The 14667-nt window shown below is 53.1% G+C and carries 15 protein-coding genes; 6 read left to right on the top strand and 9 right to left on the bottom strand.

All coding sequences use genetic code 11. From position 1 onward, the window contains the following. The first annotated feature begins 12 nt into the window (after nucleotides 1-12). Genes ORD20_RS04975 through ORD20_RS04950 form a run of 6 tightly spaced genes read left to right on the top strand, consistent with a single transcriptional unit; the run spans nucleotide 13 to nucleotide 7063 of the window. Nucleotides 13-2712, top strand: coding sequence for a bifunctional transaldolase/phosoglucose isomerase (locus tag ORD20_RS04975; RefSeq protein WP_430626563.1), 2700 nt, complete (start codon nucleotides 13-15; stop codon nucleotides 2710-2712). 11 nt (nucleotides 2713-2723) lie between these two features. Next, complete coding sequence (gene gnd, locus ORD20_RS04970) at nucleotides 2724-3623, top strand: phosphogluconate dehydrogenase (NAD(+)-dependent, decarboxylating) (RefSeq protein ID WP_103376804.1); 900 nt, start codon at nucleotides 2724-2726, stop codon at nucleotides 3621-3623. 32 nt (nucleotides 3624-3655) lie between these two features. After that, a complete protein-coding gene (zwf, locus tag ORD20_RS04965) occupies nucleotides 3656-5197 on the top strand; it encodes a glucose-6-phosphate dehydrogenase (RefSeq protein WP_103376732.1) in 1542 nt (513 codons plus the stop codon). 29 nt (nucleotides 5198-5226) lie between these two features. Continuing rightward, on the top strand, nucleotides 5227-5727 hold the full coding sequence (locus ORD20_RS04960; protein ID WP_430626562.1) for a glucose-6-phosphate dehydrogenase assembly protein OpcA: 501 nt from the start codon (nucleotides 5227-5229) through the stop codon (nucleotides 5725-5727). Further along, a complete protein-coding gene (gene pgl / locus ORD20_RS04955; RefSeq protein WP_430626561.1) occupies nucleotides 5727-6371 on the top strand; it encodes a 6-phosphogluconolactonase in 645 nt (214 codons plus the stop codon). Before ORD20_RS04960 ends, pgl begins: the two co-directional genes overlap by 1 nt. Before the next feature lie 2 nt (nucleotides 6372-6373). Then, complete coding sequence (locus tag ORD20_RS04950) at nucleotides 6374-7063, top strand: HAD family hydrolase (RefSeq protein ID WP_103376735.1); 690 nt, start codon at nucleotides 6374-6376, stop codon at nucleotides 7061-7063. A gap of 28 nt (nucleotides 7064-7091) precedes the next feature. Here ORD20_RS04950 and ORD20_RS04945 read toward each other — a convergent pair whose 3' ends face one another. From ORD20_RS04945 to ORD20_RS04905, 9 genes are all read right to left on the bottom strand, one after another. Further along, the gene (locus ORD20_RS04945) at nucleotides 7092-7373 is read right to left on the bottom strand and encodes a hypothetical protein (protein WP_430626560.1); all 282 of its coding nucleotides are present in this window, start codon (nucleotides 7371-7373) and stop codon (nucleotides 7092-7094) included. A gap of 32 nt (nucleotides 7374-7405) precedes the next feature. Further along, nucleotides 7406-8905, bottom strand: a complete 1500-nt coding sequence (locus ORD20_RS04940; protein ID WP_103376738.1) for a recombinase family protein — start codon at nucleotides 8903-8905, stop codon at nucleotides 7406-7408. 246 nt (nucleotides 8906-9151) lie between these two features. After that, the gene (locus tag ORD20_RS04935; RefSeq protein WP_103376739.1) at nucleotides 9152-9622 is read right to left on the bottom strand and encodes a hypothetical protein; all 471 of its coding nucleotides are present in this window, start codon (nucleotides 9620-9622) and stop codon (nucleotides 9152-9154) included. 274 nt (nucleotides 9623-9896) lie between these two features. Continuing rightward, on the bottom strand, nucleotides 9897-10379 hold the full coding sequence (locus ORD20_RS04930; protein WP_103376740.1) for a hypothetical protein: 483 nt from the start codon (nucleotides 10377-10379) through the stop codon (nucleotides 9897-9899). 209 nt (nucleotides 10380-10588) lie between these two features. Continuing rightward, nucleotides 10589-11086, bottom strand: a complete 498-nt coding sequence (locus ORD20_RS04925; RefSeq protein ID WP_103376741.1) for a hypothetical protein — start codon at nucleotides 11084-11086, stop codon at nucleotides 10589-10591. A 46-nt stretch (nucleotides 11087-11132) separates the two neighbouring features. Next, nucleotides 11133-11939 (bottom strand): hypothetical protein, encoded by an 807-nt coding sequence (locus ORD20_RS04920; RefSeq protein ID WP_103376742.1) that lies wholly within the window; start codon nucleotides 11937-11939, stop codon nucleotides 11133-11135. A gap of 202 nt (nucleotides 11940-12141) precedes the next feature. Further along, complete coding sequence (locus tag ORD20_RS04915) at nucleotides 12142-12498, bottom strand: hypothetical protein (protein WP_103376743.1); 357 nt, start codon at nucleotides 12496-12498, stop codon at nucleotides 12142-12144. 420 nt (nucleotides 12499-12918) lie between these two features. Beyond that, nucleotides 12919-13725: a transposase gene (locus ORD20_RS04910; protein WP_103376744.1), complete on the bottom strand. Its 807-nt coding sequence runs from the start codon at nucleotides 13723-13725 to the stop codon at nucleotides 12919-12921. A 2-nt stretch (nucleotides 13726-13727) separates the two neighbouring features. After that, complete coding sequence (locus tag ORD20_RS04905) at nucleotides 13728-14147, bottom strand: transposase (RefSeq protein WP_103376745.1); 420 nt, start codon at nucleotides 14145-14147, stop codon at nucleotides 13728-13730. Between the last annotated feature and the right edge of the window lie 520 nt (nucleotides 14148-14667).

Here is a 14667-nt window from a genome sequence, read left to right as displayed (position 1 = left end):
GGGGAAATGACGATGAGTACAGCGATCCACCGTTTAAACGAACTGGGCCAAAGCATTTGGTATGATAACGTCCGCCGCGGACTTATCGAGTCGGGTGAATTGTCCGACCTGATTGCCCAAGGTGTTTCAGGCGTCACGTCCAATCCCACGATTTTCGAAAAAGCTATCAATGGTTCGCATGATTATGATGCCGCGCTGCGTCAGCTTGTCGCCCAGCGCGCATCTTTGGAAACGATTTATGACACGCTTGTTTTAGAAGACATCGCGAATGGCGCTGATCTGCTGCGTCCCGTGTATGACCGAACTCATGGTCTCGATGGATACATTAGTGTGGAGGTGCCGCCAACTTTGGCGGCCCAAACGGATAAAACGATTGAAGAAGGCCGACGTCTGTTCAAAGCCTTAGGACGTCCCAATGTGATGATTAAGGTGCCGGCAACCCCCGAGGGCATCCCAGCCATTCGCCAACTGATTGCCGATGGGATCAACGTCAACGTCACCTTAATTTTTAGTCTCGACGCTTACCGCACGGTAATCGACGCCTACCTCTCAGGACTAGAAGACCGCGTCAGCCGCGGGCAACCTATTAACCACGTTGCATCCGTCGCCAGCTTTTTCGTCAGCCGCCTCGATACCTTGGTGGATCAATTAATCAAAGAAAAAGGCTTGCCCCAAGAGCTGGCGGGTAAAGCCGCCGTGGCCAATGCCAAGTTGGCCTATGAGCTCTTTACCCAGCTCTTCAACTCACCCCGTTTTGAAGCCCTAAAAGCCCAAGGCGCCATGGTGCAGCGTCCCCTGTGGGCCTCCACAAGCACCAAAAACCCATCATATCCTGACCTCTTATACGTCGATACCCTGATTGGTCCGGACACCGTCAACACGCTCCCTCCGCAAACGGTAGCCGCCGTTTTAGACCATGTCACCGTTAAGCGGACCGTCGACGAAGATCTCGCGGGCGCTCACCAAGTGATAGATACTTTGGAAGCGGCAGGCATTTCGATGCATGCGGTGACGGACCAATTGTTGCAAGAAGGCGTCGAGAGCTTCTCCCAGTCCTTTGTCACCTTATTCCGGGGTCTGAAGCGTAAGCGCGCCGCGATTGTCAGTGAGCTTGAGCCCGTCGACTGGTCGCAAGATATTCTTCATGCAACGGCCGATGCGGTGGTAGAAGAGCTCACCAAACAAGACGCCGTGGCCCGGGTATGGAGTCACGATGCGTCGCTATGGAAGACCGATCCAGACCATCAGGCGATCATCCGCAACGCGTTGGGATGGCTAAGCGTGCCGGAAAAGGTGGCCCAAGATCTGCCCAACCTCAAGGCCTTTACCCAGAGTGTTATTGACGACGGGTACACCGACGTTGTGGTGCTAGGTATGGGAGGAAGTAGCCTTATCTCCGATGTATTGCTACACACCTTTCCGGCCCCAGCACCCTATCTGCGCTTGCACGTGCTGGATTCAACCAGTCCCGACGCTGTGCAAGCCGTGAGAAACCGCTTGCCCTTGGCGACTAGCCTCTTCATTGTCGCTAGCAAGTCTGGCACCACAACCGAACCTCAGGAATACTTCCGGTACTTCTGGGAAGAAGTCAGCGCGATTAGCAGCAAACCTGGAGAGCACTTTGTTGCCATTACCGACCCCGGGACATTGCTCGTTGAGGAAGCGGCATCTCATGGATTCCGCAAAACTTTTTTGAATCCCGCCGATATTGGGGGGCGCTACTCGGCCTTGTCATGGTTTGGTATGGTTCCTGCTGCACTCAGCGGCGTGGATTTAGAGGCGTTGCTCACCAATGCGCAAGACATGCAGCAACTATGCCATGTCGCATCGGTGAAGGATAACCCTGGCGCCTTACTCGGAGCCTTGATGGGCGCCTTTGCCGTAAGCGGTCGTGATAAGATGACCCTGCTTATGCCCGAAGCCCTCAGCCAGTTCTCGGACTGGATTGAACAATTATTGGCCGAATCCACCGGCAAAGAAGGCACAGGACTTTTGCCCATCGCCCACGAACCAGCGCTGCCCGCCCACGAATACTCCCATGACCGGCTATTTATTGCCTGCCAATTGGAGAGTGAACCCGATTCGGACCTGGACGCCCGAATTCAAGAGTTACGTCGGGCTGGCCATCCGGTGGTTGTATTACCCATGGCCGACCGCACCGCATTAGGCGGGGAACTATTCCGCTGGGAATTTGCAACAGCGATTGCCGGATCGGTACTGCGTATCGACGCTTTTGATCAGCCTAATGTCCAAGAAAGCAAGGACAATACCACTGGATCCTCTCTTGCCGAGAGTTTGACGGCTCTTATGCGCACATTCAAGACCAATGACTACGTTGCCATGATGGCCTATGTCGATCCCAGTTCCACATCATGGGAAATGCTACAAGCCATTCGTGCAGAAATTGGTCGGCAATGGAATGTTCCGACAACGCTTGGATTCGGTCCACGCTTCTTACACAGCACAGGCCAGTTGCATAAAGGGGGAAATGATCACGGCCTCTTTATCCAAATTGTTGCAGATGCGGGCGCCCACGTTCCCATCCCAGGCGAGCCATTTGATTTCCTGACTCTCATTAAGGCTCAAGCCATTGGTGACTATCAAGCCTTGCGCAGCCATAATCGACGCGTCATTCGCATTGTCATGACAGAATCCACGGTAGAAGGATTGAAGGTTCTCGAAAATACTGTACGGGCCCTCCGTACAAAGTGAGGCGACGCATGATGAAGATTGGCATGATTGGATTAGGTCGCATGGGCGGAAATATGGTCAAGCGTTTAACGCAAAATGGGCACGAAGTGGTAGCCTATGACCGCAGCCCGGATGCGGTCACAGAGATTGCAAAGAGTACGGGAGCCGTAGGAGCGGCATCAATTCCCGATCTCGTCAATAAACTTGAAGGTCGCCGTGTCGTGTGGATGATGGTCCCCTCTGGCGACCCGACGGAACAAACCCTGGAGACATTGCTAAGCCTGCTGTCTCCAGGCGATATTATTATTGACGGAGGCAATTCGAATTTCCGTGATTCCATGCGCCGCGCAAAATTAGCGCATGCCCAACAAATTGAATTTATTGATTCGGGCACCAGTGGTGGCGTTTGGGGGTTGGCGAATGGCTACTGCCTCATGGTGGGAGGCTCTGATGATGCTGTTCACTACTGCGAACCCATCTTCACCACCTTAGCTCCTGAAGACGGTTATTTGCACACCGGTGCCGTCGGCTCCGGCCACTTTGTCAAAATGGTACATAACGGTATCGAATATGGCTTGCTCCAAGCCTACGCAGAAGGATTTGAAATACTCAAAGAAAGTCAATTCCCGCTAGATTTGCCGGCCATCACCAAATTGTGGAACCACGGTAGTGTTGTCCGTTCATGGTTATTAGAACTGCTTGAAGATGCCTATGCCAAAAACCCAGGTCTCAAGGATATCCGGGGTTATGTCGAAGATTCCGGAGAAGGTCGGTGGACTGTGCAAGAAGCCATCAACGAAAACGTCCCCGCGCCCGTCATTACCGCCTCGTTATTTGCCCGTTTTGCCTCCCGGCAGGAAGAATCTTATGGTGCCAAAGTCATTGCCGCATTGCGCAATGAGTTTGGCGGGCACGCCGTCAAAACTGAGTAAAAAGTGACTTGCGAAAGGGACGGAGAGAAGACATGATCGATATCCACAGCACAGCGAATCCTCTGCGGGAGGGGCTCGTTGAGAGCCGCCGTCCACAGCCTTTTACCATGATCATCTTTGGTGCCGCGGGGGACCTCGCGCACCGCAAGCTATTTCCTGCTCTCTACAACCTGATGGTGGACCATTGGCTTCCCCATCAGGTCAATGTTGTAGGATTTTCTCGGCAGCCCTTTGATGATGACAATTTTCGCAAGGAGATCAAACACTCCATCGAACAATTTTCTCGTCAACCCTTAAATGCCGATGTGTTTGACCAATTCGCAAGTGGCATGCATTATATCTCGGCCAACTTCAACGATCCGCAAGCGTATATCGAATTGCGCAATCTCTTAACCCGTCTCAATGAGGAACAACATTTGCTGGGCAATTACTTGTTCTATCTCGCAACCCCTCCATCTTTTTATCCCATTATTGCTGAACATCTTGGAGCGGTAGGGCTAAACGTTTCGCCTAGTGAGCAAGGATGGGTCCGGATTATCGTGGAGAAACCCTTTGGCCGTGATTTAGCATCGGCCATCGAACTCAATGCCCAATTACACAAGGTCTTTGATGAAACGCAAATCTTTCGCATCGACCATTATCTTGGAAAAGAAACGGTGCAAAACATCTTGGTATTCCGTTTTGCGAATGGGATTTTTGAGCCGTTGTGGAACCGGCAATACATTGACCATGTGCAGATTACCGTTGCCGAATCGTTGGGAGTCGAGGGACGCGGCACCTATTATGATACGGCAGGAGCATTACGGGACATCGTGCAAAACCATATGATGCAGCTGGTCTCCCTTATTGCCATGGAACCGCCTGTTGTCTTTGAGGCCGATGCCGTCCGCGACGAAAAGGTCAAAGTGCTAAAAGCCATTCGGCCACTATCTACGCGTGACGTCACGCAATTCACCGTTCGCGCCCAATATGACGAAGGCTACGTGGAAGGTTCCATGGTGCCTGGGTACCTTGATGAGCCGGATATCCCTTCAGATAGCCGCACCGAATCCTATATGGCCATGCGCCTTTTAATTGACAATTGGCGATGGGCCGGAGTCCCCTTCTACTTGCGCACCGGCAAACGGCTCGCTAAACGGGCGACCGAGATTGCCATTCAGTTCAAAAAAGCCCCGCACCGATTTTTCAACCAAACTGCCACCCCCGACTTGGAACCGAATCTGCTCACGCTGAAGATTCAGCCGGACGAAGGCATCGCGCTGCGCTTTGGCGCCAAGGTCCCGGGACCTGTGGTACGCATCCGCACCGTAAACATGGACTTTCTCTACGGCACCTCCTTTGCTGACCAAGCCCCAGAAGCCTATGAGCGCCTATTGTTGGATGCGATGATTGGAGATTCCACGCTCTTTACCCGCAAGGATGAAGTGGAAGCCGCTTGGTCCCTCGTCACGACGATTTTGAACGGTTGGGAACGCGCCAAAGGTCCCATTCCAACTTATGAAGCGGGTACCTGGGGCCCTCCAGAAGCCGATGAATTGATTGCCCGTGACGGATTTCGGTGGCGGCGGCCCTAACAACGTCATAAAGCGGAGGGAAGACACGAGTGGAAAGCCAAACATTACATTGGAATCATCCGAATATCATGGGACCGGAGCTGCTTGAACTCCTGCGCACCTCCGTGCCGCAATCCCTCGGCGGTACTCTTCCGGTCACGGCGACAGTACTGACTTTAGGATTGTATGTGAAAGGCATTTTACCCACCGATTGGGCAGAGCTGGCCGGAAAGATTTCGCGGGTTCATCCCTCTCGGGTTCTCATCATCAACCCCATCGTTAATTCCGCCAACGCTCCAACCCACGTTGATGCGGAACTTTCAGCCACCATTACATATCGGCGACCGCATGAGCCGCCTATCTTGTTTTCCGAATGCGTCCAAATGAATCTCCAAGGCGGCTTGGCCAACCACTGGATCGATTTAGTTCAATCCCTTATCAAATCCGACCTTCCCGCCTATTTGCTGTGGTTAGGTATGCCGCCTCTGCCAGGATTTCGTTGGGACTTATTAAGTACAGGGTTTAGCCATCTCGTCATCGGATCTTATTAATGCGCGGACGGTTTCTTTTGGCGTTGTCTGGTGGCTCGACGCCGCGCCAACTCTATACCCTGTTAGCCGAACCGTCATGGCAACAGCGTTTGGATTGGGCGCACACTCTCGTGTTTTTCAGCGATGAACGCGATGTGCCTCCAACCCATCCCGATAGCAATTTTAAAATGGCCTCAGATGCCCTGTTATCCCATTTAAATCCCGTACCTCAAGCCATTTACCGTTGGCATACCGAATATTCTCCCGCGATGGCCTTAGCAGACTATCGACACCATTTAACGTTGGACAATACCTTACCCGTGCCCCCTACCTTAGATGTGGTTCTGTTAGGCTTAGGGCCAGAAGGACACACGGCTTCACTATTTCCTGATCGCCCTGTCCTAGATTCCGAAGACATTGTGAGTCACACCTATGTGCCCACGCACAATTCATGGCGCTATACGTTTACACTTCCGCTGTTGAACGCCAGTCGCCATATTGCCTTTCTTGTCACGGGTTCGGAAAAACAAGAGATTATTGACCAGATTTTCACGCACCAAGCAGCGGTTCCCGCCAGCATGATTCACCCGGTCCCAGGTGACGTGCATTGGTTTTTAGACAGCGCTAGTGCACAACGCCTAAATCCCAATATTCTGCCGTCGTGACCATGCCAACATCCCCTATCCTATTGCTATGGGATATCGACGGTACCCTGTTGTTAGTGCCAGGGGCAGGAGCTTCGGCTATGACTCAAACGTTCCAGCGTTTGTTTGCAATTCCTAATGCTTTTGCTCATGTAGAATTTGCCGGGGGAACCGATTCCTATATTGTCGACTCGGCGTTCCAGCAGCACCATCTCGATCATCAGCAGTATGGCATGCTCTTTAAGACCGCATATTGTCGCCAGCTTTCTCGGACGCTTAAGGAATACCCCGGACACATTTTGCCCGGGGTCTCTCAGTTATTACAGACCTTACATAAGGACCCCCGTTTCGACCTGAGTCTAGCCACAGGAAATTACCACGACGCTGCCTACATCAAATTGGCGCACTTTGGTCTTGACCACTACTTTCCCACTGGCGGATTTGCTGAAGATGGATATACTCGCGATGCCATTATGACGGCAGCCAGGAATAACGCCGAGCTCTATTACCAAAAACACTACACGTCCTGTGTGGTGATTGCAGATACCGTACAAGATGGTCTAGCCGCCAAACAGTGTGGCTATCCTCTCCTTGCCGTAACGACAGGCAAACAAAGTATCCAAGACCTGCAGACCGTGACGCCCTATGTGGTCCCATCACTCGACGATTCGTCCCTCGTCCATCTTTTACTAAACATAGCCCTCTCGCATTAAAAAGGGACAGGCCAATGCCTGCCCCCCGTTACGTGATCGATACCGACCCTTGCGTCGTCACCATGTTCCACGGCCCCGCAATGATGGGAAGCGCTACAGTCATTTGAACTGTAGCGGTCAGCGTGCCTTTCTCATCTAAAAATGACATGGTACGCAGCGGCATTTGTATAAAACTATTGCCCTGGCGGTCCTGAACACGCCTTACGGGATCGTATTGAGATTGCTGGTGATTTGATTGAATGCGCCGATTAGCGCATTGCGCAATGCTTCTATTGGCAAAATCATAGCCAATACGACAATTATGATCCAAAGTGTTATCGTGTGATCGCGTAAGAGAAAAATCTACGATTGGTGCGGCCTTTCGGGTTCTCCGATGAATTGTATCATAGCATTGATAACTCCGTCCTCGCCAATTGACACGGTTATTTTATTGATCAGCCGCCGAGCAATCTCTTGCCGCGTGGCAAAGGGCAAGGAATCCAGATGGGGTCCCATACGCGTTCTGACATCCGCAATCAGTGTTGCCAATGACGGCTGAAGGGTATGCAAAGCCGTCTGCCGTTCACGCAGGCGTTGTTCCTCACCTTTGAGTGTTTTCAGATCCCGTTCGGCATCTTCTAAGGTGATCAAGTCCTTCCGCACTAATTCTAACAAGCGATGGCGACTCCGTTGCACCCGTTGCAACTCGTGTGCGATCTGTTCGTCTTCGCTTGGTCCAGTGGGTTCATGCTCGGTTGTTTCTTGAGCCGCCCGCCACCCTTGGGGATCATCAATCACTTTGACGATGTCGTGCCATACCGCCTCTTCCAACGAGTCGGCAGGGATCCATGGGAGAGTACACAGAGTGTCACGGCCTTGAGGCGTAACGGTTTGGAACTTACGGGGATAGCGACGAGGGCAAAAATAGTACCGATATGTAGTGCCCTTCACGGTTCGAATATTTGTGCTCATCATGTGCCCACACACACCACAATACACGAGACGACGCAGAAGCATCGGCACTTCTTGCCGTCCCTTCCAAATTTTTTGGTAATGGTAAATCACCTCACGTGCCTGCGCCCATTGCGTAGGCGTCACCAACGCAGGCACCTCAATCGCTATCCATTCGTCGGCATGACGCTCGCGATTATGATTCCCCGAATCGTATCGATGCACATAGGCGATTCCCGTATAGGCTGGATTGCGCAAAATCTTACTAATGGTATCCCGCCACCACACCGTGCCGCGTGGCGACGGGATCTGCTGCTGGGCCAACCGTTGGGCAATTTTCCCTGTGCTCAAGTGTTCATCGGCCGCGAGTCGAAAAATTTCTTGCACCACCGGTCCGGTGACGGGATCAATCGCGAGGGTTTTGGTCTGCGTATCGTACTTATATCCATAGCGTTGCATGCCCGCCACCAACTGTCCACTATACGCCTTCGCTAACCATCCTCGACGGGTGCGCTCACGAATTTTCTCCCGTTCAAACTCCGAAATCGCGCCGCGCAGAGAATAAAACAAACGGCCTTCTGGCGTATGTTGCCACTCAAAGTTGACAAATTCCAACACCACCCCCCGCCGTTCAAATTCTTCCGTTAGCAGGAGTTGATGTACCAACTTGCGCGACAAGCGATCAGGGTCAAAAATCACCAATCGGCTAATCTCGCCGCGCTCCGCCGCTTGCCGAAGCGCGGTCAACTGGGGACGTTCCAAGAGCGTGCCGCTTACGCCCCCGTCGATAAATTCCTGCACCGGCTCAACCGTGATTCCAATGTGCTTGCGGCATGCTGCTACTTGGGTTTCCAAACTCGCGCCATGTTGGGCTTGCTCCTCCGTACTGACCCGTGCATAAATAGCAATCACGAAGACGCCCCCTTGGATACTTGTCGTCCTCCGTGGGAGCCCTGCTGTTTGATCGCGTGAATCGCCACACAGCGCGCCTTATCTACCATAGTCGCCAACGGTGTATTCTCGTGACGCACAACGACTCTCTCGCCAACGTGTCGCATTTTTTCGCCTCCAAACGTTGATACGCCTGTCACATGGGCGCAAAAAACATCACCCCCCTATGGTTATAGGGAGGGTGAACCGTCGTGAGTGTTGCGTGCGTTAACGCATGTGACTTCCCCATAGCAGGCCCCACGTCACCACCGCCACGCTCCAGAGCCCCGGTCCCAAGGGCACATCGATATGCGAGGGCCACGGGCCCATGACAATGCGTCGTACTGCCATTCCTAGCCCAGTCAGCAGATACCCCATGGTGATGATTGCCACAGCTGGAATGCCCCCAAAGACAATGCCGAAGGCAGCCATACTCGCAACATCTCCGAGGCCCAACCAGTCCCGCCACCATAGGGCGGTCGCCACACCGCCGATGATTGCGCCTGCCGCGAGATGCCCGATCCAGAATCCCCTTCCTCCTGAGGTCATAGATGTGGCAATCGTTCCTATCAAGCCCACTCCAGTCGCTAATCCCGTGGCTTCAAACGGCAACAATTGGTCTCGCCAGTCCCGCCAGATTTGGTATGTTGCGACTCCACACCAGGCCAAGATCACCACCACCGCCACGCTGTGTAACACGGATCCACCTCCTTAGTCACGCAAAAAACGACCGCCTCAGCGTGTGAGCGGGACGAAGTGTAGATTAGCAATCCCAAACGACTTGTCGGAAGCCCCCTCAACTCCCGTCTCGGCTCTTCCTTCCCTGAGGGTCACCCATGCCGAGATTTGCCGCCTCCGTCCGCACTCTCATTTGGACCGGGGGACGCAAGATTAGCAGTAATAATCATACAAAAACTTACATACTCCCCAGCATTGCCATGCTAGGGACAGGCAATCCCGCTCTCATCCGCAGCTATCTGTATGAATCCACGGAGGCTGATCGGGTGTGGCTCCGGCTTTGTACGTCGGCAGAGCCTCCGTCTAACCGAAGAGATGTTCGTCCATCCACGTGATAATCGTGACAAAGATAGTGAACGTTTTCGGGGCGTGTTTCGTCATCGGGTGGATTCGGCGACCACGCGCAATCCAAAAAACAGGGATCGCTTTGGGGATCAAGATAATAAGGCCGCCCGAGTAATTCAGGAATCGTGTCATCCTGAATTTCTAACCACCAGTGCGCACGGGTCCCATGAAGAATCCAGCGCCATCGAGATTGGGCGGGGCAATCGGGATTTTCGACTTCTACCACGTTGTCGGACCCTTTGTCTTTTTGGAATTCATCATATAAGAATGTGAGAAAGGCGGTTTCTAACTGTTGCCGCGCGTCGGCTGTCAATTGGGCACTGGGGCGCGGGGCCACTCGGGCAGATCGACGATGGTATTTGCAGTCACGCATGCACGGTGGCCTCCTTGTCTCAGAACAAGCTCACGAGTAAGTTTTAGGCTGATCGTATCCTAACGTTGATCCACCAGGGAATAATGGACGTATTTGCTCGTCCATGCCAGGTTTTCTTGACATAGTGGCCCGCAAATGGTCGAACTAGATAAAACGTACGCCGTTCGTGCCGGTCGTTCTTGTACGTTACAAATTAAGGAATGGGTCTACTAGGCCTCCTCAATGTCATCGAGTTGAGGAGGCGCGGTAGTTGGCGCCCCGGCTTCATACACGTGGATTGCTTCGGTTTGGCCTAACAATTTTTCTTCCATTGCGACGACTAATGAACCGACACAATAGTTCATGCGTTTATCGGGCTCAGGATGATGTGGGTCACAAAAATCGTCACACAATCCGAGAAACAAGCGACTCTGATACGGAATCAAATCATAGGGGCGGTCTTGGCCTAACTCTGGGAGGCGATCGTCCCATACTCGTAGTCGCCAGGCGGTGGGCGTCCCTATAATCTGCCATCTCCAGCTTGCTAATTCCGTGCGATTCCAATCGGGATGGCTCGCGTGCAATGGCTCCAGGTTGATCTCGGGGTGATCCGAGCCGGGCCCGAATCGGGGTTTCGAGTGCACGTGCCCCTTTTCACTAAAATGCCATAACTCCTGATATAACTGGATGAAAAATTCGTCACAGTCACAGGGTTGCGTGTGAGGCATTGATACTCCTCCTTGACGTGATCCTAGAGAGAACGGATCCGAAGCGTTAGAATTTATTCGTGGATGGATAGAGTCCATCGTTAATCCACCAGGGAACAATGCTGGTGTTTACCCGATTATGCCACGTTTTGGTGACATAGTGGCCATAGATCGGGTAGCCCGTGATGACCGCACCCGGTCCGTGACCCTTGGAAGTCACTACTCCTGTTGCATTGCCATTATTGACAATCACTTCGAGTAAAATAGTCCAATTCTCAAACGGCACAGTTGTTTTCCACCAATGATCGTAAACAGGATGCCCATACCGGTCTTCCCCAGATGCTTGGGCATCCGCCACGGTATATTTCACACAATCTTGTGCGGCTGCTGTATTCTTCCAGTTATGGCGATATTGCATATGCTGCCAGCCCCATCCTGGCTGTGCCCCCTGGTAAAGTATTACAAACTGTCCTGTATAGTTACCATAGGCATCCCAAATGGCTGTATTCGCAGGATAGGCCATTGGCGCGACGGTCGAAGGCACTGCGGAAGGGGTAGAAGCCGTTAAGTCATGATGTACGTCAAACGTATAAATGGTGGTTTCTACGTAAGCAATTTGCGCTGTATTTAAGCCATGGTGCGCTAAGATTGTCGGAGAGACATCCACATATCCCGAAGTCGTGTTAATCTGTTCTGTTTGCCGAGCCACTTGCGCGGCTTGAACACGTTGAGTGGCGGTCAAGGCGGGTCGACTCGCCGGAGATGTTTGAGCCAAAACCGGACCCGACGTGATTAAAGGGATTCCGATAAAGGCGATGGAAGCCAGTACGCCCACTCCTAATATCCCTTTGTGGGGCAACCTATCGCCGAACAATAAAAACCTCTCCCTTAGATCGTTTTATGTCCTAGGGTTTCTGAAGAAGATCACACAATCCTGCTTAAGGCAGTAAAAAACGCTCGACATAACGCGACGCTTTTTGCAGGATGAATCGACCGGTTAGAATGAGTGATAGGGTTATCTAGTGCAAGTCGTTGAGCAAAGGACCTCATGGATGCCTCTACGCAGAAAAAAGAATCTACCGCACCCACCAATGCCGACGCACGACGCCGTGAGCGTCGGGAGTGTCCACCGTGACACGCAACAGGCCCGCCTGCGTCAGCCGATCGAGCCAATGCCAGGCTGTTCCCCGCCCGACATGCCAGATGGCGACCAGTAAGTCCACAGTGACTGGCATCCCGGACGGCCACTGACGCACACGCTGTGTAATCGCCGCCCATGTTGGTTTGTCAGACGCAGGGGGAAGCGGATTCTGGGGCAGGCGAAGGTGTCGGGGAGGCGGTGCGACAGAATTCCGGGGTCGCGGCTGCCATACGCGCCCCCACCACGCCCGCCACGACGGGGGCATTTGGAGGTCATCGGTGTTCGGCGTCATCGCCCTCACCTCCTTGACAATTCGAGTTTCTCATTGATCGGCTCTTGGAATCCCAGCATAGTCCCTGCACGATATCAGAAAGAACATGACCCGTTATATAACTGGTTTAGGTATTGTCAAGAAACAAGGCTTTTCTGCACTAATGAGTGTCATCGGTAAATACGGCATGTGGGGTCTGAATTAGATACACGCACAAGATGCACGCTATCTGAAAATGTGGTCGCGCAAATTCCCCACTTACACGAAATGCGGAAGAGCCATTTTTATTTGACTATAACCGCTAGCTAGTTCTTGCTGAAAAAGTCTCTTTGTGTTTAGGAACCTCTCTGGGAGTTATCGGCCGAGGCCTACCTTTCGCGGGCCGAGGACGTTAGCCAGCCTGCCGCTGGGCCCAGCGGCGCACATTATGAGCGAAGATCCCTAACCCGATCCCCGTCGCCACCGTTGAGCTCGGCGAAACGCGGGGGTGCGTCCCTCGAGGAGGCGCGCCTCCGACTTTTTGCCCCGCTTGGGAATGGCGATGGTCCCCATGTCGCGGTCACGGCCCTCTTGTTGATTGCGGGCGCTGTCGTCACCCCGGTCGGTGGCGACGATGTCCGGATCGCGCCCAAACTGGGCGCGATGACGATCCAAGGCAGGGCCCAGTGCCTCAGCATCCGGCGGGTTCCCGGTGTGGACTGAATAGTCCGTCACAAATCCATTTTCCGCTTCCGTGATTTGCACTTTATAGCCCAATGGCACAGGCTGCCCCCGTTGGCCTTTTTTAATCGGACGCGCATCGTGATCCGCTACGCTCACCATTCGATCGGGGATCCGTTCGCCCGCAGTGGCCGCACGACTTTGGCGGATGACCGTCTTGAGATCCTGCAACGCATCCGTGACTCGAGCAATCCGGTGGGCGGCGACTTGATCCTCCATCGCAATCTGCTTCTTGGCTGCGTCGAGCAATTGGGCCACTGCACGACCTTGAGAGAGGCCAATCTTGGCCACCTCTTCCGTGATGCGACGCACCTCGGTAAGGGCCTCCCCCGTGCGTCGCTTGAGCACCTTCCCAATTTCGAGGATCCGACGTTTCACACTGCGTGCGCGGTCCCGAATGGCGATCGGGGCTTTTTGGATGGCGGCGTGCAATTGGCGGGCCCGTCGCGTGACCCGGCGAATGGCATCCGCTAGCAAACCCGGATCGGTTGGATGGTGAATGTCGGCGTCCGTGACCGTGGAGTCCATTTCTATTTGGCCATATACACCATCCGAAATCGGCGCCCCCGGATCCCCTGATCCTCTCGAAGTCGGGCCGTGACGGCCCGATTGATGACCCCAATGCCGTCCGTCCCCAACCGTTGGCGCCAATGCGTGAGCGTGGTCGGATGCGGCAAGGCGTCCACCACCCCAAAGTGGCAAAACTTCCGCCAGTGAAAGCGATCGGACACTTCCGGATGAGATCGCGGTCGGATAGCTGATAGCGGTCCTTTAAATAAAACAGCCGGAGTATTTGGGCGGCGGGTACGGATGGACGACCCCGAACGGGGTCGAGTCGATTTAGGAGGGGAGCCAGCCTCGCGGGATCCGCGAGCAAGCGATCGACGACGGTCAATTCCGCGGACAGCGTCCACACCTCCGGGGGCATTGCGGCCGTCAGAAAGTCTCATGGTTAATGATCTGAACGTTGCATATCATGTCCGAAGCAGGAATGAGACGTCGGGATCGCGAATCCCTGCTCATCGGGGTTCCCCCCTTCGAATTGGAATACTGGGTGCTGGATAAATTCGACAATTGAGCCAGGAATCCCTTCTTTTATGCGGCTTTCAAGGATCGGTAGGGTGAAACTTTTTCAGCACGATCTAGCTACATAATGATAGCACGGCACCTATTACCCATATGTTGCGTTCTACTAATTTCAGTAATGTGATGTTTTTCCGCTCACATCTTGGAACTGAATGACATTGCGATGAATTCGGTGAGTAAGAAATTTCGGCGGTATTTCACTTAGGTTATTCTAGACAAATTTTACCCACACCTAACATCTACTAAAGTAAACATTTTTAGTTATTTTCTCATCTTTTTCGAATTACTTTCTGTGATTTTTACGTCTTAAAAGACATTAGACAACCCGTTTCTATTGGGTGTACGCTATCGTTAATAAAAACTCCCAAGACTGTCACGGAGGAA

This window comes from Sulfobacillus thermotolerans, from assembly GCF_039623705.1.
Taxonomy (GTDB): Bacteria; Bacillota; Sulfobacillia; order Sulfobacillales; family Sulfobacillaceae; genus Sulfobacillus; species Sulfobacillus thermotolerans.
Note: the sequence above shows the minus strand (reverse complement) of the source record. Positions and strands in the feature narration are given on the sequence as shown.

Bases quoted from the DNA above. Each gene is read 5' to 3' on its own strand.
- pgl (WP_430626561.1), top strand. From the start codon at position 5,727: ATGCGCGGACGGTTTCTTTTGGCGTTGTCTGGTGGCTCGACGCCGCGC.
- zwf (WP_103376732.1), top strand. From the start codon at position 3,656: ATGATCGATATCCACAGCACAGCGAATCCTCTGCGGGAGGGGCTCGTT.
- ORD20_RS04930 (WP_103376740.1), bottom strand. From the start codon at position 10,379: ATGCGTGACTGCAAATACCATCGTCGATCTGCCCGAGTGGCCCCGCGC.
- ORD20_RS04950 (WP_103376735.1), top strand. From the start codon at position 6,374: ATGCCAACATCCCCTATCCTATTGCTATGGGATATCGACGGTACCCTG.
- ORD20_RS04975 (WP_430626563.1), top strand. From the start codon at position 13: ATGAGTACAGCGATCCACCGTTTAAACGAACTGGGCCAAAGCATTTGG.
- ORD20_RS04925 (WP_103376741.1), bottom strand. From the start codon at position 11,086: ATGCCTCACACGCAACCCTGTGACTGTGACGAATTTTTCATCCAGTTA.
- ORD20_RS04915 (WP_103376743.1), bottom strand. From the start codon at position 12,498: ATGACGCCGAACACCGATGACCTCCAAATGCCCCCGTCGTGGCGGGCG.
- ORD20_RS04905 (WP_103376745.1), bottom strand. From the start codon at position 14,147: ATGAGACTTTCTGACGGCCGCAATGCCCCCGGAGGTGTGGACGCTGTC.
- gnd (WP_103376804.1), top strand. From the start codon at position 2,724: ATGAAGATTGGCATGATTGGATTAGGTCGCATGGGCGGAAATATGGTC.
- ORD20_RS04910 (WP_103376744.1), bottom strand. From the start codon at position 13,725: ATGGACTCCACGGTCACGGACGCCGACATTCACCATCCAACCGATCCG.